This window comes from Klebsiella sp. K5-306, assembly GCF_051835185.1.
Lineage (GTDB): Bacteria > Pseudomonadota > Gammaproteobacteria > Enterobacterales > Enterobacteriaceae > Klebsiella > Klebsiella oxytoca.
The window spans coordinates 22764-43987 of the sequence record NZ_JAIFJY010000020.1 but is presented as its reverse complement, the minus strand read 5'-3'; the positions used below and the strand labels follow the sequence as shown (position 1 = coordinate 43987).

Annotated in this window: 19 protein-coding genes; 5 read left to right on the top strand and 14 right to left on the bottom strand. The window is 55.3% G+C overall.

Annotation, left to right across the window (positions count from 1 at the left end; translation table 11 throughout):
- Positions 1-155: 155 nt before the first annotated feature.
- The 14 genes from wecG to trxA all read right to left on the bottom strand — a co-directional run bounded on the left by wecG (position 156) and on the right by trxA (position 15098).
- Positions 156-896 carry a lipopolysaccharide N-acetylmannosaminouronosyltransferase gene (gene wecG, locus K2184_RS24280; RefSeq protein WP_004107669.1) on the bottom strand — a complete coding sequence of 247 codons (741 nt, stop codon included), beginning with the start codon at positions 894-896 and terminating at the stop codon, positions 156-158.
- Between the two features lie 11 nt (positions 897-907).
- A complete protein-coding gene (wzyE, locus tag K2184_RS24275; RefSeq protein WP_004116984.1) occupies positions 908-2254 on the bottom strand; it encodes an ECA oligosaccharide polymerase in 1347 nt (448 codons plus the stop codon).
- A complete protein-coding gene (locus K2184_RS24270; protein ID WP_126489627.1) occupies positions 2251-3330 on the bottom strand; it encodes a TDP-N-acetylfucosamine:lipid II N-acetylfucosaminyltransferase in 1080 nt (359 codons plus the stop codon). The genes wzyE and K2184_RS24270 overlap by 4 nt, the downstream gene beginning before the upstream one ends.
- The gene (wzxE, locus tag K2184_RS24265) at positions 3327-4577 is read right to left on the bottom strand and encodes a lipid III flippase WzxE (RefSeq protein ID WP_163525615.1); all 1251 of its coding nucleotides are present in this window, start codon (positions 4575-4577) and stop codon (positions 3327-3329) included. The genes K2184_RS24270 and wzxE overlap by 4 nt, the downstream gene beginning before the upstream one ends.
- A gap of 1 nt (position 4578) precedes the next feature.
- Positions 4579-5709, bottom strand: coding sequence for a dTDP-4-amino-4,6-dideoxygalactose transaminase (gene rffA, locus K2184_RS24260; protein WP_004107661.1), 1131 nt, complete (start codon positions 5707-5709; stop codon positions 4579-4581).
- Between the two features lie 4 nt (positions 5710-5713).
- Positions 5714-6388, bottom strand: a complete 675-nt coding sequence (rffC, locus tag K2184_RS24255) for a dTDP-4-amino-4,6-dideoxy-D-galactose acyltransferase (protein WP_105889458.1) — start codon at positions 6386-6388, stop codon at positions 5714-5716.
- The gene (gene rfbA, locus K2184_RS24250) at positions 6366-7247 is read right to left on the bottom strand and encodes a glucose-1-phosphate thymidylyltransferase RfbA (RefSeq protein ID WP_016808208.1); all 882 of its coding nucleotides are present in this window, start codon (positions 7245-7247) and stop codon (positions 6366-6368) included. Before rfbA ends, rffC begins: the two co-directional genes overlap by 23 nt.
- Positions 7248-7264: 17 nt before the next feature.
- Positions 7265-8332 carry a dTDP-glucose 4,6-dehydratase gene (rffG, locus tag K2184_RS24245; protein ID WP_163525617.1) on the bottom strand — a complete coding sequence of 356 codons (1068 nt, stop codon included), beginning with the start codon at positions 8330-8332 and terminating at the stop codon, positions 7265-7267.
- Positions 8329-9591 carry a UDP-N-acetyl-D-mannosamine dehydrogenase gene (gene wecC, locus K2184_RS24240; RefSeq protein ID WP_004116973.1) on the bottom strand — a complete coding sequence of 421 codons (1263 nt, stop codon included), beginning with the start codon at positions 9589-9591 and terminating at the stop codon, positions 8329-8331. The genes rffG and wecC overlap by 4 nt, the downstream gene beginning before the upstream one ends.
- Complete coding sequence (wecB, locus tag K2184_RS24235; RefSeq protein WP_004107651.1) at positions 9588-10718, bottom strand: non-hydrolyzing UDP-N-acetylglucosamine 2-epimerase; 1131 nt, start codon at positions 10716-10718, stop codon at positions 9588-9590. Before wecB ends, wecC begins: the two co-directional genes overlap by 4 nt.
- A 56-nt stretch (positions 10719-10774) precedes the next feature.
- The gene (wzzE, locus tag K2184_RS24230) at positions 10775-11821 is read right to left on the bottom strand and encodes an ECA polysaccharide chain length modulation protein (RefSeq protein WP_024274881.1); all 1047 of its coding nucleotides are present in this window, start codon (positions 11819-11821) and stop codon (positions 10775-10777) included.
- Between the two features lie 21 nt (positions 11822-11842).
- Positions 11843-12937, bottom strand: a complete 1095-nt coding sequence (wecA, locus tag K2184_RS24225) for a UDP-N-acetylglucosamine--undecaprenyl-phosphate N-acetylglucosaminephosphotransferase (protein ID WP_004107647.1) — start codon at positions 12935-12937, stop codon at positions 11843-11845.
- A 242-nt stretch (positions 12938-13179) separates the two neighbouring features.
- Positions 13180-14439, bottom strand: coding sequence for a transcription termination factor Rho (rho, locus tag K2184_RS24220; protein ID WP_002883293.1), 1260 nt, complete (start codon positions 14437-14439; stop codon positions 13180-13182).
- 329 nt (positions 14440-14768) lie between these two features.
- Entirely contained in the window at positions 14769-15098 is a 330-nt protein-coding gene (gene trxA / locus K2184_RS24215; RefSeq protein WP_004097507.1) for a thioredoxin TrxA, read from the bottom strand.
- Positions 15099-15441: 343 nt separating this feature from the next.
- Between trxA and rhlB the strand changes: the two genes are divergently transcribed.
- The 5 genes from rhlB (at position 15442) to K2184_RS24190 (ending at position 21200) form a co-directional block, all read left to right on the top strand.
- Positions 15442-16707, top strand: coding sequence for an ATP-dependent RNA helicase RhlB (gene rhlB, locus K2184_RS24210; RefSeq protein ID WP_004107637.1), 1266 nt, complete (start codon positions 15442-15444; stop codon positions 16705-16707).
- A gap of 126 nt (positions 16708-16833) precedes the next feature.
- The gene (gppA, locus tag K2184_RS24205) at positions 16834-18342 is read left to right on the top strand and encodes a guanosine-5'-triphosphate,3'-diphosphate diphosphatase (RefSeq protein ID WP_160887375.1); all 1509 of its coding nucleotides are present in this window, start codon (positions 16834-16836) and stop codon (positions 18340-18342) included.
- An 18-nt stretch (positions 18343-18360) separates the two neighbouring features.
- A complete protein-coding gene (locus K2184_RS24200) occupies positions 18361-19281 on the top strand; it encodes a LysR family transcriptional regulator (protein ID WP_004107631.1) in 921 nt (306 codons plus the stop codon).
- Positions 19282-19417: 136 nt separating this feature from the next.
- Complete coding sequence (locus K2184_RS24195; RefSeq protein WP_163525619.1) at positions 19418-20416, top strand: amidohydrolase family protein; 999 nt, start codon at positions 19418-19420, stop codon at positions 20414-20416.
- A 61-nt stretch (positions 20417-20477) separates the two neighbouring features.
- On the top strand, positions 20478-21200 hold the full coding sequence (locus tag K2184_RS24190) for a DUF554 domain-containing protein (RefSeq protein ID WP_004116965.1): 723 nt from the start codon (positions 20478-20480) through the stop codon (positions 21198-21200).
- Positions 21201-21224: the final 24 nt, after the last annotated feature.

The window sequence follows — 21224 nt, the reverse complement described above, 5'->3', positions numbered from 1 at the left end:
AACGAATAGCCCTGCCTGCGCGACGGTATACCTTACCGTCGCGTTTTAAGCATGCGAATGGTTAATGAATTTGAGGGAAATGGCAAATAAAGTATCAGGCGAGTGAAGACATTACACAGAATATCCAGGTAAACCCGCCCGCTCGCAGTGGAATATCAAAGCTTATCGGTATAATACCAGCGTAAATAGCGCAGCAGACGCGCCTGCCTTTTTATTCGGCTCGGCTGCGAAACCAGGCGATAAAACCACTCCAGCCCCAGGTCCTGCCAGAACTTCGGCGCTCGCTGAACATGACCGGTAAAGACATCGTAGGTTCCGCCTACGCCCATATAAAGCGCCTGCGGATAAACTTCCCGGCAATCGCGCATCAGGATCTCCTGACGCGGCGACCCCATCGCCACGGTGACGATCTTCGCCCCGCTATCGCGAATACGTTCAAACAGCGCCTGACGCTGGTCAGCAGCGAAATAGCCGTCCTGGCTGCCGACGATGTTTACGTTCCAGCGCTGACGAAGCTGCTGTTCCGTCTGCGCCAGCACTTCGGGCTTACCGCCGATCAGAAATACCGGCGTTCCCTGAGCGCCAGCGCGCGCCATCAGCGCTTCCCATAAATCAGCCCCGGCGACGCGCGATACCTGCGCCTGAGGGTATTTTTTACGTAATGAGCGCACCACGCTGATGCCGTCAGCATATTTAAACTCTGCGGCTTCGATCAGCGCCCGAACTTCGGGGTTATCCTCTACCGCCAGCATCTTCTCTGCATTAATCGCCACCAGCGTACCCGTACGGATCTCGCCATCGGCATACAGATAGTCCAGAGCATGTTGCATATCGCGCCAACCAATGAGTTGCAACCCTCTCAGCAGGTACAACGGCGCGGATGTAGTCTCAGTCATGTACACCCTTATCAGACTTGAGGTTGCGTCAGCGGTTTAGCCCGCTTATGAATCAGCCCGACGCTATCGAGGAACCAGTACAGCAGTTTCGCCGCCAGTAGGCAGATCCCAAAGATAACGAGGAAAAAAACCACGCGAGAGCCAAAGGAATCCAGCCCTTCACGCGCCAGCACGATCATGTTGAAGATAGCGCCAAAACAGAAACTGTGCAGGATCGCCGCTTTATAGCGGTTCGTTTCCCGGTTGCCAAGCTCGTACAGCCAGTCAAACCATTTAATAATCAGCCCAACCGCTACCGCGCCCAGCGGCACGAACCAGACGCCCCCCATCACCACCAGCGAGCCAATCAGGGTTGGCGAAATCGCCAGGCCAGAATGGTTATTCAGCACTTCCCAGGTGAAATAGTTCGCAGTATTGAGCACCATTGTCGGTCGACCGTGCCACAACCAGCTGGGGATAAAAACATAGAAATCGCGGACGATTGGCGCCAGGCCCTGAAACTCAATCTTGTCGTAATTTTGCAGCAGCAGAGCCAGGTTCTCCCACGGCGAGAAGGTATCGCGGGTCAGATAGAGGAAAGTATAAAACGCTTCATCGCCGCTGACGTTCATTCCGTAGCGTTTGAGCGCCAGCCAGAACATGCCGACGATGCCCAGTACGCCCGCCGCCGCCAGCATCCACAGGCTTATCCAGCCGCGAATGATGCCAATAAACAGGAAGATGGCAAACGCAATGATGATATTCGCCCGGGTCCCGCCAACGATGGCGTAAGTCAGCAGACCAAATGCGACGGTGCTGACGAGGAAGAATATCCACGCTTTATAATCCTGACGCAGAAAATAGACCACCAGCATTGCCGGAATGAAAAAGTAGAAGAAACGCTTTAGCGCCACGCCGGAAACTTCGCTGGAGAAGATCTGGCTATAGGAGTTGAGCTTGAATAACAGAAAGCCGTTATGCGCAAAGAAGATCCCGACGCAGAGCAGCGCCAGTCCCAGCAAAATCCCCCAGGCCAGATGGGTCTCCACGCGGTTCATCGTAAACAGCGGACGATGCTGATGGCTCTGCGCCGCCGAGCGTAGCCGCGTTTTATAAGTCACGTAGTAAACCGCATAAAAACAGACGGAAACCAGCAGAGTTTGCAACAGAATTTCCGGCGGGGCGACCGCCACGTCGAAGCGAAACACCAGAATACTGGTCAGCGGAAAGCCAAAGAAAAAGGTCAGCAGAAACAGCAGCGAGAAAAAGACGTTGAAGTTGAAGCGCACCCGACGAAACTCAAACCAGGTGGCGGTGGCGATAAAAAGCGTCGACAGCAGCCAAACCAGCAGCAGTCCGCTAAATTGCATTAATGTCATGCATCCACCCCCGCGGCAATCCGCAACGCCCGTCGCCAGCCCGTCAGGTAATTAGGACGGAAAAAGGCAATCTGATTCTTATCCACGCCGGCCAGCTGGCGCTGCGCTTCACGCACCACGGCCGCGTCCAGCGTATCGCTGGTAAAGAGTACCGGAATATGCTGCTCCGACATATCCTGCCAGAAGGGATTCTCCCGGTTCAGCACGCAGGGGATCCCCGCCTGAATCAGCAGACACAGCGTGCCGATCCCCTGCTGGCGGGCAAACAGGAAGTAGCCAAGATCGCAGCGGCGCAGCAGGGCCAGATAGTCATCAAACGCCAGCTTATCGCCCAGTACCTGAAGATGCGGCGGGCTGAACAGCGCCTCGCCGGCCGCGCGAACTTCATTGATGTAGTCGCTATTATTGGCCGGATAACCCATCGGCACGACAACGTTGACCGTATCGCCAAACTGCTGATGAATCGCGCGCAGCGCGGCGATATGCTCGTTGCTGCGGTCGCCGGAATTCCCCACCAGGATAGTCAGCGTCTCGCCGCGCGGCGCGCTTTCAGCAAGCGAGTTCAGCGCCGGATCCATGCGGGTCGGGAAATAGAGCAGTTCGCCCGGCACGCCCGAATGCCGGGCGGCGAACCAACTGAGATCGCCGCGGGTCGCAAAGACGCGCCCTACCCGCCCCTGCGCCAGGCGCCGCAGCGGATAAAACAAGCGAAACTTCAGGCTGGCGGAATTCTCATACAGATCCGCCCCCCAGATGTGCCAGTTAAACTGCGCCGGGCGGATCCCCCCGCTGAGCAGCGCCAGCCACAGGCCGGTATTAAACTGGCCGTGAAAGAAAAAGCGCTGCTGCCGGTTCGCCTTTGCCAGCGCGATAACCGCCTTTGCCAGCGACTTCTTCCCCGGATAGCAGCTGATGGAGAGCGCGGGGTACGCTTCGCGAATTCCTGTCGCATCACCGACGACCATAAACAGGCGAGCCTGCTCGTCATTGACGGCCAGCTCATCATTAAAGAACCGCAGAACGGTCTGGTTGTGGTGCGGGATATCCGATCCCAGTACATGTATCAGTGCTGTCATGCCCGTTTACGCCAAAGTAAAAACACGCCGCTACAGAGGGCGAAATAAACAATATAAGTAGCCATATACGCCTGCGCCGCGCCGATTGCGCCGTGCGCCGGTATAAGCCAGTGCGAGAATGCGGTCAACAGCGTGAACTGGCTGATTTCCGTCAGAATATAAAAACGCAGCGAGGCTTTGGCGATCACCAGATAGCCATAAACATATGCCCCGACCTTCAGCACATCGCCCACCAGCTGCCAGGCAAACAGATCGCGCATTGCCGTAAAGCGGTCGGAAAACAGCAGCCAGATAGCGAAATCGCGCAGCAGCCATACGGTCAGGCTGGCTGCAGCTACCGCCGGGAGAACAAATTTTAACGATTTGCCAATCTCACGGGTGATATCCGCTTTCGCCGTCAAGCGGGACAATGTCGGTAACAGATAAACGCTAAATGATGCGGTGATAAACTGTAAATAGGCGTCGGAGATGCTGCTTACCCCCTGCCAGACCCCCACCGCGTCCCAGCCATAGTGGGCCGCCAGCAGGTTACGCATCATCACGTAGGCTACCGGCAGCGTCACCGAAGTAATCAGCGCCATCAGGGTAAATTTCGACAGCTGCCCTGCGAGGCCGTTGTCCCAGCGCGGACGCAGCGCGCTCAGCGGAATATTGCCGCGTCGCCACAGTACGATAGCCGCCGGCACGACCACCAGCGCAGGTACCAGCGCCAGTCCCAGCAATGCGCCCTGATAGCCGCCGAAACGGTAGCAGGCATAGTACGCCGCCACGCCAATCAGGCTCCCGGCGATAAGCGACAGCGCATTGCCCGCCGCATCGCGAAACCCCTTCATCAGCGCTAACAGGAAGTTCGCCCAGGCAATGCCCATCTGTACCAGCGCCACCAGCCGTACCAGATTCTGATAATGCTGATGACCGAACAGACCCTGGCTTATCGGCGCCGCCGCCAGCAGGAATATCAGCGCCAGCAGGGTGGAGAACCCCAGCACCATCGCTGAAGCGGTGCCGACGACGTTGTGCAACTGCCGGCGATCGTCATGATGCTGGGCTACCAGCTTCGTGACGCCGTTAAAGATTCCGGCCCCCGCCAGCACGCCAAGCACGGTCACCAACTGGCGGAAGTTGCCCGCCTGCCCCACGCCTGCCGGGCCGAACGACACCGCCAGCAGTTTAACCACCAGCAGACCGGCGCCGATTTTGACCAGCGTGGACGCTGCAGTCCACAGAGAAGCTTTAGCCAGCGACATATCAGGAGAAATAGCTCAGCAGCGAGTTAATCACCGTGCGCTGGTTTACGCTCGACAGGTTGTAGAATAACGGCAAACGCAGCAGGCGTTCGCTCTCCTGAGTCGTGAAGCGATCCGTCCCGTGGAACACGCCGAAGTTCTCCCCGGCCGGGCAGCTATGCAGCGGAATATAGTGGAACACGGCCAGAATCTCCGCCTCTTTCAGCCAGGCAATCAGCTTACTGCGATCGTCAATATCGCGCAGCTTGATGTAGAACATATGCGCATTGTGCCCGCAGTCGGCAGGCACGATCGGCAGCTCGATACGCCCGGCGCGCGCCAGCGGCAGCAGGGCCTCGTAGTAGTTCTGCCACAGCGCCAGGCGCTGCTGGTTAATTCGCTCCGCCGCTTCCAGCTGCGCCCACAGATAGGCCGCCTGTAAATCGGACATCAGGTAGCTGGAGCCGATATCGCGCCAGGTGTATTTATCCACCAGACCACGGAAAAACTGGCTGCGGTTGGTGCCTTTTTCTCGAATGATCTCCGCGCGCTCTACCAGCTTGCGATCGTTAATCAGCGTCGCGCCACCTTCACCGCCCGCGGTGTAGTTTTTGGTTTCATGGAAGCTGAAGCAGCCAATATGGCCGATAGTACCGAGCGCCCGGCCTTTATAGGTCGACATCACGCCCTGAGCGGCATCTTCCACGACAAACAGATTATGTTTGCTGGCGATAGCCATAATGGTGTCCATTTCGCAGGCCACGCCGGCGTAGTGGACCGGCACAATCGCGCGGGTTTTGTCGGTGATCGCCGCTTCAATCAGCGTTTCATCAATATTCATGGTGTCGCGACGAATATCAACGAAGACGATTTTTGCGCCACGCAGCACAAAGGCGTTGGCGGTGGAGACGAAGGTATAGCTCGGCATAATCACTTCATCGCCCGGCTGGATATCCAGCAGCAGCGCCGCCATTTCCAGCGAAGCGGTGCAGGACGGCGTCAGCAGGGCTTTGGCAGTACCGAAGCGCTGCTCCATCCACTGCTGGCAGCGGCGGGTAAAACCGCCATCGCCGCACAGCTTGCCGCTTCCCATCGCGGACTGCATATAATCAAGCTCGGTTCCCACCACCGGCGGCGCGTTAAATGGAATCATCATGTCACCTGTATAACCAGTACGCGGTGCTTTCGACATTCGCACCGCTAAGAATGTAACGTTTAAGCGCGGCGGTGTTGCCCATCTGGGTCGCCACCCGCAGTGTCTTCAGCCCGCGCAGCGCGGTCCAGCCCTGAGCTGCCTGCATTAATTCCGCTCCGGCTCCGCGTCCGGCCAGCAGGCCAATCCTTGCCTCGTGCGCGCTAAGCTGGCGCAGGGAGACAAAAGCGCGGATATCGCCGCCAGAGGCGCGAAACACCAGACACTGATGATCGAAGGTGCCGCGCACCGCATTTTCAATCCACTGGGCATAGAAACGGCCGCTGGCATCGGCTGCGTACCAGGGCGCGCGAAAACGGCTCTGCGCAAAGGCCAGCGCTGCCAGTTCACGCAGCCGGGGAATATCCGCCTCGGTCGCCGGCTCGGCGCCACTATCACCATAAGCGGCTGGCGAAAGCGCGAGATCGACCTCGCCCTCCACCAGTCGGAAGCCCAATGCCTGCAGCGCATCCAGGCGTGCGGTATCATCCGCCGCAACTTTCGCCTGTACCCGCGACCAGTTCGCCAGCGCGTCCACCGTCAGCGGCGGCGCATCATCGCCAAAGCGCAGGATAGCGCTATTGACGCCGAAGAAGCGGTTCTCCCACTCCAGGGACTCAATACTGGCGCGGGCGGGCACGGAGTAAATCCAGTAAGTATTGACCGTAGCCGGTTTTTTCCAGCCGTTTCGCCGCGCGCTTCACGCCGTCGTCGTCCAGCCAGCCGTTGCGCCAGGCGATCTCTTCCAGGCAGGCAATCTTGAAACCCTGACGCTTTTCCACCGTTTGCACAAACATGCTGGCTTCGATCAGGCTATCGTGCGTGCCGGTATCGAGCCAGGCAAAACCGCGGCCCAGCAGCTCAACCGTTAGCGCGCCATCGTCGAGATACATTTGATTGATGGAGGTGATCTCCAGTTCGCCGCGCGCCGAGGGTTTAACCCGTTTTGCGTATTCCGCGACTTTACCGTCGTAGAAATAGAGGCCGGTTACCGCCCAGTTGGATTTGGGCTGCTTTGGCTTCTCCTCCAGCGAAATCGCGCGGAAATCGTCATCAAATTCCACCACGCCAAAGCGTTCCGGGTCCATCACCTGATAACCAAACACCGTCGCCCCGGAAGTGCGGGACGCGACGCTACGGAGCTTCGGGCTAAAGCCCTGGCCGAAAAAGATATTATCGCCGAGCACCAGGCATGAGGGCTCACCCTTGAGGAACGCCTCGCCGATGATAAAGGCCTGCGCCAGCCCGTCCGGGCTTGGCTGCGCGGCGTAGCTGAGCTGAACGCCGAACTCCGAACCATCGCCAAGCAGGCGCTGGAAATCGCGCTGGTCGTCCGGAGTGGTAATGATCAGCACTTCGCGAATCCCGGCCAGCATCAGCACCGAGAGCGGATAGTAGATCATCGGCTTATCGTAGATGGGTAGCAGCTGTTTTGAGACGCCGCGCGTGATCGGATGCAGGCGGGTACCCGATCCGCCTGCCAGAATAATACCTTTCATTTTACCCCCTCAAGCGCTCAGGCTTGCAGCCCCAGGCGTTCACCCTGATAGCTGCCGTCCAGCACCTGCTGCCACCAGGCTTCATTAGCCAGGTACCACGCAACGGTTTTGCGCATCCCGCTGGTGAACGTTTCGGCCGGCGTCCAGCCCAGTTCACGCGCTATTTTCGCCGCATCAATAGCGTAGCGCAGGTCGTGGCCGGGACGATCGGCAACAAAGGTGATGAGATCGCGATAGCGCGCAAAGCCTTCCGGTTTGCGCGGCGCCAGCTCTTCCAGCAGATCGCAAATGGTTTCCACTACCTCGATATTTTTCCGCTCGTTATGGCCGCCGATATTGTAAGTTTCGCCCGGCTCACCGCTCGTTGCCACCCGATAGAGCGCCCTGGCGTGATCTTCAACGTACAGCCAGTCGCGGATCTGCTGCCCGTTGCCATAAACCGGCAGCGGTTTACCCGCCAGCGCGTTCAGGATAGTCAGCGGGATCAGTTTTTCCGGGAAATGATACGGTCCGTAGTTATTCGAGCAGTTGGTGACCAGCGTTGGCAGGCCATAGGTTCTCTTCCAGGCGCGCACCAGATGATCGCTGCTGGCTTTCGACGCCGAATAGGGGCTGCTGGGCGCATAGGGCGTGGTTTCGGTAAAAAACGCGCCGCTGTCGTGCAGATCGCCATAGACCTCATCCGTTGAGATGTGGTGGAAACGAAAGGCGGATTTTTTATCGTTCGCCAGCGTATTCCACCAGGCCCTGGCCGCTTCCAGCAGCGTCCAGGTACCGACAATGTTGGTTTCGATAAACGCCGCCGGGCCGTCAATAGAGCGGTCAACGTGGCTTTCAGCGGCCAGATGCATCACCGTATCGGGCTGATAGTGGCGAAATACCCGGTCCAGTTCAGCGCGATCGCAGATATCCACCTGTTCAAAAGCAAAACGCGGATCCCCGGCGACAGGCGCCAGCGACATCAGATTCCCCGCGTAGGTCAGCTTATCAACCACCACCACGTTATCGCTGGTTACAGTGATGATTTCACGCACCACCGCAGAACCGATAAAACCGGCGCCGCCGGTGACCAGAATCGTTCTCACCGCCATACCCCTTTGGTATCGACGATAAACTGCTGGCTGACGCTATCCCCGCTAATCGCTTTAAATTCTTTATGATCGACCAGCATCACCAGCACATCGGCGCTCGCCAGCGCTTCGTCGAGCAACGCCAGAGCGCACAGGCCATCAAGCTTCTTCGGCAACTGGTGGATATTCGGCTCAACAACCAGGGTTTCGCCGCCGTGCCAGCGGGCGATTTGTGCGGCGATGGCCATGGCCGGGCTTTCGCGCAGATCATCGATATTCGGCTTAAACGCCAGGCCAAAGCAGGCGATTTTTATCTCGCTGGCGCGTTTGTTGCTGGCGGCAAGACAGTCGGCGACCCGCGCTTTAACTTCATCGATCACCCACTCTGGTTTATGGTCGTTAACTTCACGCGCGGTACGGATAAGCCGCGCCTGCTGCGGGTTTTGCGCCACGATAAACCACGGGTCGACCGCGATGCAGTGGCCGCCAACGCCCGGACCGGGCTGGAGAATGTTCACGCGCGGATGGCGATTCGCCAGGCGAATCAGTTCCCAGACGTTAATCCCCTGATCGGCGCAAATCAGCGAAAGTTCATTGGCAAAAGCGATATTAACGTCGCGGAAGCTGTTTTCTGTCAGCTTGCACATTTCGGCGGTGCGAGAGTTAGTCACCACACATTCGCCTTCGAGGAAAATTTTATACAGCTCGCTGGCGCGGGCTGAGCAAACCGGCGACATACCCCCGATCACGCGATCGTTTTTGATCAGCTCAACCATGACCTGACCCGGCAAAACGCGCTCCGGGCAGTAGGCGATATTCACGTCCGCCGCTTCGCCAGCCTGCTGCGGGAAGCTCAAATCGGGGCGCATTTCCGCCAGCCAGTCCGCCATCTGTTCGGTTGAACCTACCGGCGAAGTGGACTCGAGGATAACCAGCGAACCTTTCTTCAGCGTCGGCGCGATAGATTTAGCCGCCGACTCGACGAAAACCATATCCGGTTCGTGCAGGTCTTTAAACGGCGTCGGCACCGCAATCAGATAGGCGTCAGCTTCTACTGGCGCGGTGGTGGCGCTCAGATAGCCCTGCTCGACCGCCGTTTTAACGACGCTCGCCAGATCCGGCTCCACGATATGAATTTCACCACGGTTAATGGTCTCCACGGCGTGTTGATTGACATCAACGCCGACCACCCGCTTTTGCCGGGAGGCGAACGCGGCAGCGGTTGGCAGGCCAATATATCCAAGGCCAATCACTGAAATGGTAGAAAAATTCATAGCGTTACCTGATTATTTTTAAGTGCAGACAAAATACGATGACACGCTTGTCCATCGCCGTACGGGTTATGCGCCCGGCTCATGGCCTGCCAGGCGGACTCATCATGCAGCAAGCGCGTGACTTCATTGACGATGCGCTGGCTGTCGGTACCCACCAGGCATACGGTTCCCGCGCTGACCGCTTCCGGACGCTCGGTCATTTCGCGCATTACCAGCACCGGTTTGCCGAGCGATGGCGCCTCTTCCTGGATACCGCCGGAATCGGTCAGAATCAACCACGCGCGATTCATCAGCCAGACGAACGGCAGATAATCCTGCGGCTCAATAAGCATGACGTTCTCAACGTGGCCGAGAATACGGTTAACCGGTTCGCTGACGTTCGGGTTCAGATGCACCGGATAAACAATCTGTACGTCCGGGTTATTGGCAGCGATCTCTGCCAGCGCGTGGCAGATTTGCTCAAAACCGCGGCCAAAGCTTTCCCGACGATGCCCGGTGACCAGAATCATCTTCTTACCGTTGGCGAGAAAAGGATAACGCTGAGTCAGCTCGTTACGCAGCGCTTCATCGCTCAGTACCCGATCGCGCACCCAAAACAGCGCATCAATAACCGTATTGCCGGTTATCGTGATCCGATTATCGGCAATATTTTCCCGCAGCAGGTTCTGCCGCGAGGTTTCCGTCGGCGCAAAATGGTACGTTGCCAGATGCCCGGTCAACGTGCGGTTCCCCTCTTCCGGCCACGGCGAGCTCAGATCGCCCGTGCGCAGTCCGGCTTCCACGTGCCCCACCGGAATGCGCTGATAGAAAGCGGCAAGGCTTGCCGCCATCGTCGTGGTGGTATCGCCATGCACCAGCACCACATCTGGCTTAAACGACTCCAGCACCGGCTTTAAGCCCTCAAGGATGCGACAGGTAATCTCCGTCAACCCCTGACCCGGCTGCATAATGTTAAGGTCGTAGTCCGGAACAATAGAAAAAAGTTTCAACACCTGATCGAGCATCTCCCGATGCTGCGCGGTCACGCAAACTTTCGCCTCAAAATGAGGATCCCTTGCCAGCGCATGAACCAGAGGCGCCATTTTGATGGCTTCTGGTCTCGTGCCAAATACCGTTAGTACTTTCACATCGATTCTCTTCGATTAGGCGATGAAGGCTGGATGTCCTTCACCACAGGTCGCATTCACTGGACACGGCGACGCGTTAACGCAACGCCTGCGCCGATGAGCGCGCCCACAATCCCCCACATCACCATCAGAAACGCGCGGCGCGGGCTATCGCGTTTTACCGGTTCTTCAGGCGTTCGCAAATACCTGTAAGTCTGAAAACGCGGGTCCAGGGTCGGTCCCACGTTTAACGTCGTTAACATGGCGCGGCTTTGGTCATAATCAAGATCGTACTGCGGCCCGACCGCCTGCAGATTTTCCAGACGGGCCTGCAGCATCGGCCGGCCCAGTAAAAACAGTTCGGAATCCGGCAGCTGGTCTGGTGGAATATCGGTTTCGCTGCGGGAAATATTGTGTTGCTGGGCGACTTTCAGCGCCTGCTCCACGCTATGCATGCGGCGATTGAAAATTTCGCGCGCCACCTCTTCCTGGCGCTTAACCTGCGCTTTCATCTGCACGGTTCGCGCGGCCCAGGCGCCCTTAAGCTCGTCATTCAGGTGACCCGCCGCGCGCTGGCTGGCGAAGGCGACATACTGACGCAGCAGATTATTGGCATCCGGGGCGGTTTCCGCCGTCAGCTTCACGCTGTCGTTAACGCTTTTGAGCGCATCGCCGGGCATAAACTGAATGTCGTTAATCAGATCGTCCAGCAAAGCGGCATCGGCGCGGGCGTTACCCGACTGGCGCTGCTTGTAGTAGTCCGTTTGCAGCCAGAAATCGCGGCGGGTATCCCATGACGCCTGCTGCATAATGAACTCTTTATACGCTTCATCCATTACCGAAGGTTGATCGACCGAGACGAGATTGGCCTTGATATCGAGATTGCGTAAAAACTGCTGTTGCGAATAGTACCCGCCCAGCATGTTCACCGTCGGCCGGTCGGTAATTGCCGTCGCGCTCCACTCCTGGCGAGCAAAGAAGGTATAGACCAGAACAATCAGTGCAAAGAGCACCGCGAAACCTGCTATCCAGCTTTTTCCTGCCCACAGGGCGCGAAACAGCCCGCGAATATCCAGCTCATTCTCAACGTTCACTGTTTGTGCTCCCGGTAATGGTTGAGTCATCACGTCCCCAGATTGACTTGGTTAATTTGGATTATTGCCGCTGTGTCGCCGTATTCTGCGTCTAATGCGCTTAACCATGCGCGCCACTTTCCAGGCGCGTTTAATACAGTAGCCATAAAGAAAGAAGGCCACCAAAAAGAGTATTAACATCACCCATTCAGGAACAATACGGGTGTATTCCGCTGCCACCCCAACCAGCGCCAGCAGCGCGGCGGCCAGGGTGATCAGCACGAATGCCTGGCGGGAAGTAAACCCGGCGCGCATGATCAAGTGATGAATATGCTGACGGTCCGGGGAGAACGGACTCATTCCTTTACGCAGGCGGCGGTACATAATCGCCACCATATCCATCAACGGGATCGCAATAATCCATAGCGCAGTGACAGGGCTAATGGGATGCGTCTTTCCCTGCGTGGTCTCCAGCAGGATCCAGATGATAGTGAAGCCAATCATGGTGCTGCCGGCGTCACCCATAAAGACTTTATAGCGACGGCCAAGCGCCCCGAGGTTAAGTAAAATATAGGGCAAAATGGCGGCAATCATCGCAAAACACCACATTGCCAGGCTGTACTGGCCATCAAACCACAGAATGATACCGGTTGCCGCAAAAGAGACGGAGGAGAGGCCGCCCAGCAGGCCATCGATGCCATCAACCATATTGAAGGCGTTGATCGCGGCCCAAACGGCGAAAAGCGTGAGGAAGAAGCCAAAGGGGCCGAGCACCAGCTCCCATGAGCCAAATATAAAGCCGAGGCTACTTAGATGAAGATTTCCCACCATCATCATAATGACGGCGATGGCGGCCTGAATTACCGCGCGAATTTTTACGCTGATATCAAAGCGGTCGTCTAACGCGCCGACCAGCACAAGCACCCCGGCACACCCCAGGTATAACTTTGCGTGGGGAATGTAATAATCGGCGATGGCAAACGTAAAACAAATACCTGCGAAAACTGAAATACCACCGACTAACGGAATCAAACCCTGATGCCGTTTACGATAGTTAGGTTTATCCACGAGCCCAACTCTTTTTGCCGCCTTGCGGGCGACAAATATAAACAGGGTGGTGAATAAGAAAATACTGATTAATTCAGTAATAGCAGTGAGTAAATTCACAACGCATGTGCTCTCAGCATAGTTAATCCGGGAAGTATAACGACGATGCCTCAACTCCAGAAGGGGCAAAGCAGAACATTACAAATTTATTGTAGAAATTTTAGACTGTTAAAGCTGTCTCTGCCTGCCATCCTGCTGCGCACATCATACGTTAACGCCCATTTTGTTTTCCCTTCCTGGATCATACAAACCCGGAAAACAAAACGCCACGCAATAGCGTGGCGTTCTCTGGCTTTGTTAACTTACGAGCGCTTCATCATATCGAAGAAGTCGTCGTTAGTTTTGGTCATCGCCAGTTTATTGATGAGGAATTCCATCGCGTCGATTTCACCCATCGGGTGAATGATTTTACGCAGGATCCACATCTTCTGCAGCTCTTCCTGAGTGGTGAGCAGCTCTTCTTTACGGGTACCGGAACGGTTGTAGTCGATAGCCGGGAAGACGCGTTTCTCAGCGATCTTACGTGAGAGGTGAAGCTCCATGTTACCGGTGCCTTTAAACTCTTCGTAGATAACTTCGTCCATTTTAGAACCGGTATCGATCAGCGCTGTTGCGATGATGGTCAGGCTACCGCCCTCTTCCACGTTACGCGCGGCGCCGAAGAAACGCTTCGGACGATGCAGGGCGTTGGCGTCCACACCACCGGTCAACACTTTACCGGAAGCCGGAACTACGGTGTTGTAGGCGCGCGCCAGACGGGTAATCGAGTCGAGGAGGATGATAACGTCTTTCTTGTGTTCAACCAGACGCTTCGCCTTCTCGATAACCATTTCGGCAACCTGAACGTGGCGAGAGGCCGGTTCGTCAAAGGTAGAAGCAACCACTTCGCCTTTAACCAGACGCTGCATCTCGGTCACTTCTTCCGGACGTTCGTCGATCAGCAGTACCATCAGCACGCAATCAGGATGGTTGTACGCAATGCTCTGCGCAATATTCTGCAGCAGCATGGTTTTACCCGCCTTCGGCGGCGCAACAATCAGACCACGCTGACCGCGGCCGATCGGCGATGCCAGATCCAGCACGCGAGCGGTTAAGTCTTCCGTTGAGCCATTACCGCGTTCCATACGCAGACGTGAATTTGCGTGCAGCGGGGTTAAGTTCTCAAACAGAATCTTGTTACGGGCGTTTTCCGGCTTATCGTAGTTAACTTCGTTAACTTTCAACAACGCAAAGTAGCGCTCACCCTCTTTAGGAGGACGAATCTTACCGGAAATGGTGTCACCAGTGCGGAGGTTGAAGCGGCGGATTTGGCTGGGAGATACGTAGATGTCGTCGGGACCGGCGAGGTAGGAGCTGTCTGCTGAACGGAGGAAACCAAATCCATCCTGCAGTATCTCCAGTACGCCATCGCCAAAGATATCTTCGCCACTCTTCGAATGCTGCTTGAGGATGGCAAAAATAATATCCTGCTTACGCATACGGGCCAGGTTTTCCAGCCCCATATTTTCGCCGAGAGTAATCAGCTCAGAAACCGGCGTATTCTTTAATTCGGTAAGATTCATAATGGTGTGGGTTCTTAAACTCGGGGTAATTCTCGAACTTAATGTTGTGAATGGTATGGCAGGAACATCCATGCCTGTTAACGGCCTTCATCTCGTGTCTGTACGTTGCCTGGTCACAGGAAAGAACGCAGAACTGAAACGACTAAACGGAATGAGTGATAAGCCCGGATTATAAGCCTCACGCGCATTTTTGCGGGACGCTTTGGGTAAAACAAGATTCAAACAAAGGTATGTTTAAAACGAAGTCTGAGATTAACTTAGCACGACTCTCGCCGGGCGTCCAGAGATCCGCAAAAAATAGGAGCCTGGACGCCGGAACAGCAAGCCGCTTACGCCAGGTTGGCGTCAAGGAACTCTTTCAGCTGGCCTTTAGACAGCGCGCCGACTTTAGTCGCTGCAACTTCACCATTTTTGAACAGCAGCAGGGTCGGGATGCCGCGAATGCCGTATTTCGGCGCAGTACCCGGGTTCTGATCGATGTTCAGCTTCGCAATGGTCAGTTTGCCCTGATACTCTTCAGCGATCTCATCCAGAATCGGGGCGATCATTTTGCACGGACCACACCACTCTGCCCAGAAATCGACGAGGGTTAGCCCGTCAGCCTTGAGTACGTCCGTGTCAAAACTGTCGTCAGTCAGGTGAATAATTTTATCGCTCATATTTAACTCCACAGGAATAAGCCTGGTGTGTTGGTGTCGCAGTCATCAACGACGTGTCAATGCTACGTTATGCACGCTGTTCTTCAGAATGCCTCTTTTATAACGCTCTGCGTCACAATGTCCATCATGAACTTTGTCCCACAGAAGTTAAAGCAACCAGCGTTCAAACCGGCTTATCGCAGATTTGTCACCCTCGCCTTGCTTAGTAGTCTAAGCTTTCGAAGATTCGTTCAGTTGCCGCAGACGCACCTTGAATAATTTCATACATAGCCAACGAAAGGTTGACGTTATTTCACCGGATACGCTTTCTTAATGCAATAGTTAGCTGATATTCTACCACACTATGAGCAAAACACATTTAACAGAACAGAAGTTTTCCGACTTCGCCCTGCACCCGGCAGTGATTGAAGCCCTTGAAAAGAAAGGGTTTCATAATTGCACACCCATTCAGGCCCTCGCCCTCCCGCTAACGCTGGAAGGTCGCGATGTCGCCGGGCAGGCGCAAACCGGTACCGGTAAAACGATGGCGTTTCTGACGTCAACGTTTCATTATCTTCTCACACACCCGGCTATCGCTGACCGTCAGGTCAATCAGCCGCGGGCGCTAATCATGGCGCCGACGCGTGAACTGGCGGTACAGATCCATGCCGACGCTGAACCACTGGCGCAGGCGACCGGTCTGAAGCTGGGACTCGCGTACGGCGGCGACGGCTACGATAAGCAGCTGAAAGTGCTGGAAAGCGGCGTGGATATTCTGATCGGTACCACCGGTCGCCTTATCGATTACGCTAAACAGAACCATATTAACCTCGGCGCTATTCAGGTTGTCGTGCTCGACGAAGCCGATCGCATGTACGATCTCGGCTTTATTAAAGATATTCGTTGGCTGTTCCGCCGTATGCCGCCCGCGAATCAGCGCCTGAACATGCTTTTCTCCGCCACCCTTTCTTATCGCGTACGTGAACTGGCGTTCGAACAAATGAACAACGCCGAGTACGTTGAAGTTGAGCCAGAGCAGAAAACCGGCCACCGAATTAAAGAAGAACTGTTCTACCCTTCCAATGAAGAAAAAATGCGCCTGCTGCAGACGCTGCTGGAAGAAGAGTGGCCCGATCGCGCGATTATTTTCGCCAATACCAAGCATCGCTGTGAAGATATCTGGGGTCACCTGGCGGCGGACGGCCATCGCGTTGGCCTGTTAACCGGCGACGTCGCGCAGAAAAAACGTCTGCGTATTCTCGACGAATTTACCCGCGGCGATATCGATATTCTGGTCGCAACCGACGTAGCTGCTCGCGGTCTGCATATTCCAGCCGTGACGCACGTCTTTAACTACGATCTGCCGGACGATTGCGAAGACTACGTTCACCGTATTGGCCGTACCGGCCGCGCTGGCGCCAGCGGTCACTCCATCAGCCTGGCCTGTGAAGAGTACGCGCTGAACCTTCCGGCGATTGAAACCTATATTGGTCATTCGATTCCGGTGAGCAAATACAATTCGGACGCGCTCATGACTGACCTGCCTAAGCCGCTGCGCCTCACGCGCCCGCGTCCGGGCAACGGCCCGCGCCGCAACGGTCCGCCACGTAATCGTCGTCGTTCAGGTTAAAGAAATATGCCATACACAAAATCGTTCAAGCAGCATCAAGGCCGCAAGAAAGCGAATCGCAACAAGCTGACGCTGGTCAGCGATTCGGGTACAGAGAACGCAGCCAACACAGAGGCAGTTTGAAAGATGAAGTGTATGAGTTCCACCTCGCTCTATGCCGCTATCGATCTGGGATCTAATAGCTTTCATATGCTGGTTGTACGCGAGGTGGCCGGAAGCATCCAGACCCTGAGTCGCATCAAACGCAAAGTACGTCTGGCCGCAGGCCTGAACAGCGACAACACGCTCTCTGCGGAAGCTATGGAACGCGGCTGGCAATGTTTACGCCTGTTTGCCGAGCGTTTGCAGGATATTCCTCCGGCGCAAACCCGCGTGGTGGCTACCGCGACGCTGCGGCTGGCGGTTAACGCCGGCGAGTTTCTGGAGAAAGCGCGGGACATTCTCGGCTGCCCGGTGCAGGTTATCAGCGGTGAAGAGGAAGCACGCCTGATTTATCAGGGCGTGGCCCATACAACCGGCGGTGCAGATCAGCGTCTGGTTGTGGATATTGGCGGCGCCAGTACCGAACTGGTTACCGGCACCGGTGCGCAAACGACCTCGCTTTTCAGCCTGTCGATGGGCTGTGTGACCTGGCTGGAACGCTACTTTGCCGATCGCAGCCTGACCAAAGAGAACTTTAGCCAGGCCGAAACCGCTGCGCGTGAAGTGCTGCGCCCCGTCGCCGATGTTCTGCGCTACCACGGTTGGAAAGTGTGCGTCGGCGCATCCGGCACCGTGCAGGCGTTACAGGAAATCATGATGGCGCAGGGGATGGATGAACGCATCACCTTAGCCAAGCTACAGCAGCTCAAACAGCGCGCGATTCAGTGCGGACGTCTGGAAGAGCTCGAAATTGAAGGCCTGACGCTTGAACGCGCGCTCGTCTTTCCTAGCGGCCTGGCGATTCTGATTGCCATTTTCAGCGAGCTCAATATTCAGTGCATGACTCTCGCGGGCGGGGCACTGCGCGAAGGCCTCGTTTACGGCATGCTGCATCTGTCGGTCGATCAGGATATTCGCAGCCGTACGTTACGCAATATTCAGCGCCGGTTTTTGGTAGATACCGAGCAGGCACAGCGCGTTGCTCAGTTAGCCGCCCATTTCGCTCATCAGGTAGAAAAGAGCTGGGAAATTGAGCCGTTATGCTTTGATTTGCTGCAAAGCGCCTGCCAGTTGCATGAAATCGGTTTGAGCGTGGAGTACAAACAGGCTCCGCTGCACGCCGCCTGGCTGGTGCGCAACCTGGACCTGCCCGGCTTTACCCCCGCGCAAAAGAAGCTGCTGGCGACGTTGCTGTTAAACCAAACCAACGCCGTCGATCTTTCTTCCATTCATCAACAGAACGCGGTGCCGCCGAGAGTCGCTGAGCATATGTGCCGTCTGCTGCGCCTGGCTATTTTATTTGCCAACCGCCGACGCGACGATCTGCTGCCGATGATGACGCTGGCCGCTGAAGATGAGCGCCTGACGCTGACCCTGCCGCAGGGATGGCTGGAAAACCATCCTCTGGGTCGGGAAATGGTCGAGCAGGAGTGCCAGTGGCAGAGCTACGTTCACTGGCCGCTGCAGATTATCGAGGATAGCGCAGCAATATAGCCCAATCAGGGGGATACCATGCGAGAAGAACTGGACTTCAAATCGCTGCGTTTTTTTTCCGCCCTCTTCCGTCTGGGCAATGTCTCTCCCGCCGCCGAAGCGCTTAATATCAGCCAGCCGACCGGCAGCTTATTGTTGAAAAAACTTCGCGAGCATTTCGACGATCCCCTGTTTGTGCGAATCGGACAGCGTATGGTGCCCACGCCGCGCGCAGATGATATTGCTCAGACCGTTTTTACTATTCTTCAACTGGTCGATAACCAGCTCCCTGGCAACCCTGAATTTAACCCCCAAACCAGCACACGTAATTTCACTATCGGCATGACTGATATCAGCCAGATGACGTTGTTGCCGCCGTTGCAGGCACAGCTACAGCAGCTTAACGCCGAAGGCATTACTATTTCGGTGCTGAATATCGACGATCAAACATTGGGCGCGCTTGAGTCTGGGAAGTGCGATTTAGCTATAGGCTATCTTAGGCAGCTACCGGATAACATTTACCAGCAGCGCCTGTTTGATCAATCCTACGTATGCCTGACAGCAGAAAACCATCCGCGGATCCGAGCCGCGTTTACCGCCGAGAACTGGCGCCAGGAAAAGCATCTGGCCGTTCACGTCAACGGGACCGGGCATGGCGATATCGATAGATTACTTAACGAGTACGGTATGCCGCGACGCATCGCCCTCACTCTTCCCAGCTTTTTAGGCGCAGGCGAGCTGGTTGCGGGCAGTGAATTGATTGCCGTCGTCCCCGAGCAGCTGGCAAATCATATTATTACTCGCTATCCCTGCTGCAGCTGGCCGCTGCCATTTTCGCTGCCGGAAATTGCTATTCGCCAGGTCTGGCATCAGCGTCTGCACCGCGATCCCGGGCACATCTGGTTGCGGTCGCTGATCGTAAACTTACCCACAACCGGCAGTAGCAAAATTCCCTATTAATTTTCCGGCTCCCGGAGGTCATGCTGTATTAGCTTTTCTGATACCCAGTATTGCATTCTGTTTATTGCTGCCAGTACGTAAAAAATCCTATTCTCCTCGCATCAGGTCATATTAAAACCAAATAGAGGAATAGAGTATGCGTGGAAAAATCGCGTTAGAAGAACACGTTTCAACACCTACAAACAACAGCCTTTGGGACTCTACGGGTGAAGCCTCAAGAAACGGTTCTGAATATATGATGGACGTTGAGCGCCGCTTATTAGATCGTAGCTATCAACTGGATGAAATGGCCCAGAGAAATATCGACCATGTTATTCTTTCTCTAACTTCCCCAGGCGCCCAATCTATTTTGGATAAAGCCACAGCCGTATCTTTTGCGCGCGAAACCAACGACTACATCATCGAGAATTATGTTAAACCTAATCCGGATAAATTTAGCGCATTCGCTACTCTGGCATTACAAAACCCCGAAGCTGCGGCCGAAGAACTGGAGCGTGCGGTAAAAAAATTGGGCATGAAAGGCGCGCTGATTAACGGTTACACCAACGTCAAGGATAACGAGCACGGTCTGTACCTGGATGATGAATCAATGCTGGTATTCTGGGATAAAGTCAACGAACTGAACGTTCCCGTTTACCTGCATCCGCGTGAGCCCTTAGAAGGCCCGGCGCGCGGCATCTACACCGGTTATGAAAGCCTGATCGGATCCGCCTGGGGCTTTGCCCAGGAAACCGCGGTTCATGCGATTCGCCTGATGATGAGCGGGTTGTTCGATCGCTATCCCAATCTGAATCTGGTGTTGGGTCACTTAGGCGAAGGCCTGGTTCATATGCTGCCACGCACCCAACACCGTCTCTATCGTCAGCGTTTCGGCTGCGGCCTGGGCAAAGCAGAAAAACCGTTAATGCACTATTTGCAGAATAACTTTATCGTCACCACCAGCGGCCATTTTAATACCTACTCTCTGCAAAATGCGCTAGCTATTATGGGTCCGGATCGCGTGATGTTCTCCGTCGATTATCCGTATGAAGATATTCATCAGGCCTGTGATTGGTTCGATCCTCTGGAAATGGATAGTGAACTGAAGAATAAAATCGCCTGGGGTAATGCCAGCCGCGTATTTAATATTAAATAATTCCATCCAGTATTAATGAAAGGGCCTGATATCAGGCCCTTTCATTTATGGAGAATATATCATGCCGGTAGGAATCTTTGTTTGCAGTGGCTCGCTACTTGTCGGCGCAATTTTTGGCGCATCGCTCAATCGATTTATTCCCGAACATTTAAAAAAGACCTTACCTTTAATCGCCGGGTTAATTTCTATTAGCATGGGCGTGTTTTTTCTCAATAAGCTGATGAATCTGCCGCCCATTGCCCTGGCTGTCATCGTCGGCACCATTATCGGTAGCCTGCTGCATATCGAAAAAGTTATCGAAAATGCCGGTATAAAGCTTCGGGGCCCCGTTGAGAAAGTATTTCCCGGCAAAGGCAGTGCCGATATTGATCCCCAGGATTTCACTAATCAGTTTATCGCCGTACTGATCCTGTTTTGCGCCAGCGGAACCGGTATTTTTGGCGCATTAACCGAAGGTATGACAGGAGATGCGACCATACTGCTCACCAAATCCATTCTCGACTTTTTCACCGCCGCTATTTTTGCCTCCGCGCTGGGGTACATCATCGCCGTTATCTTTGTGCCCCAGCTTATTGTATTCGCGATCCTTTTCTTCGCCGCCAGCGTTATTATGGCGTTAATCACCCCTTCAATGATCGCGGATTTTACTGCCTGCGGCGGCATCATCATGCTGGCAACGGGCTTTCGACTCTGCGGGATTCGCGCTTTTCCGACGGCGAACATGCTGCCATCGCTACTGCTGGTGATGCCCTTCTCCGCCGCCTGGCAACAGTTGATCGCCTGAACGCTCGCTATGGTACCAGCATCG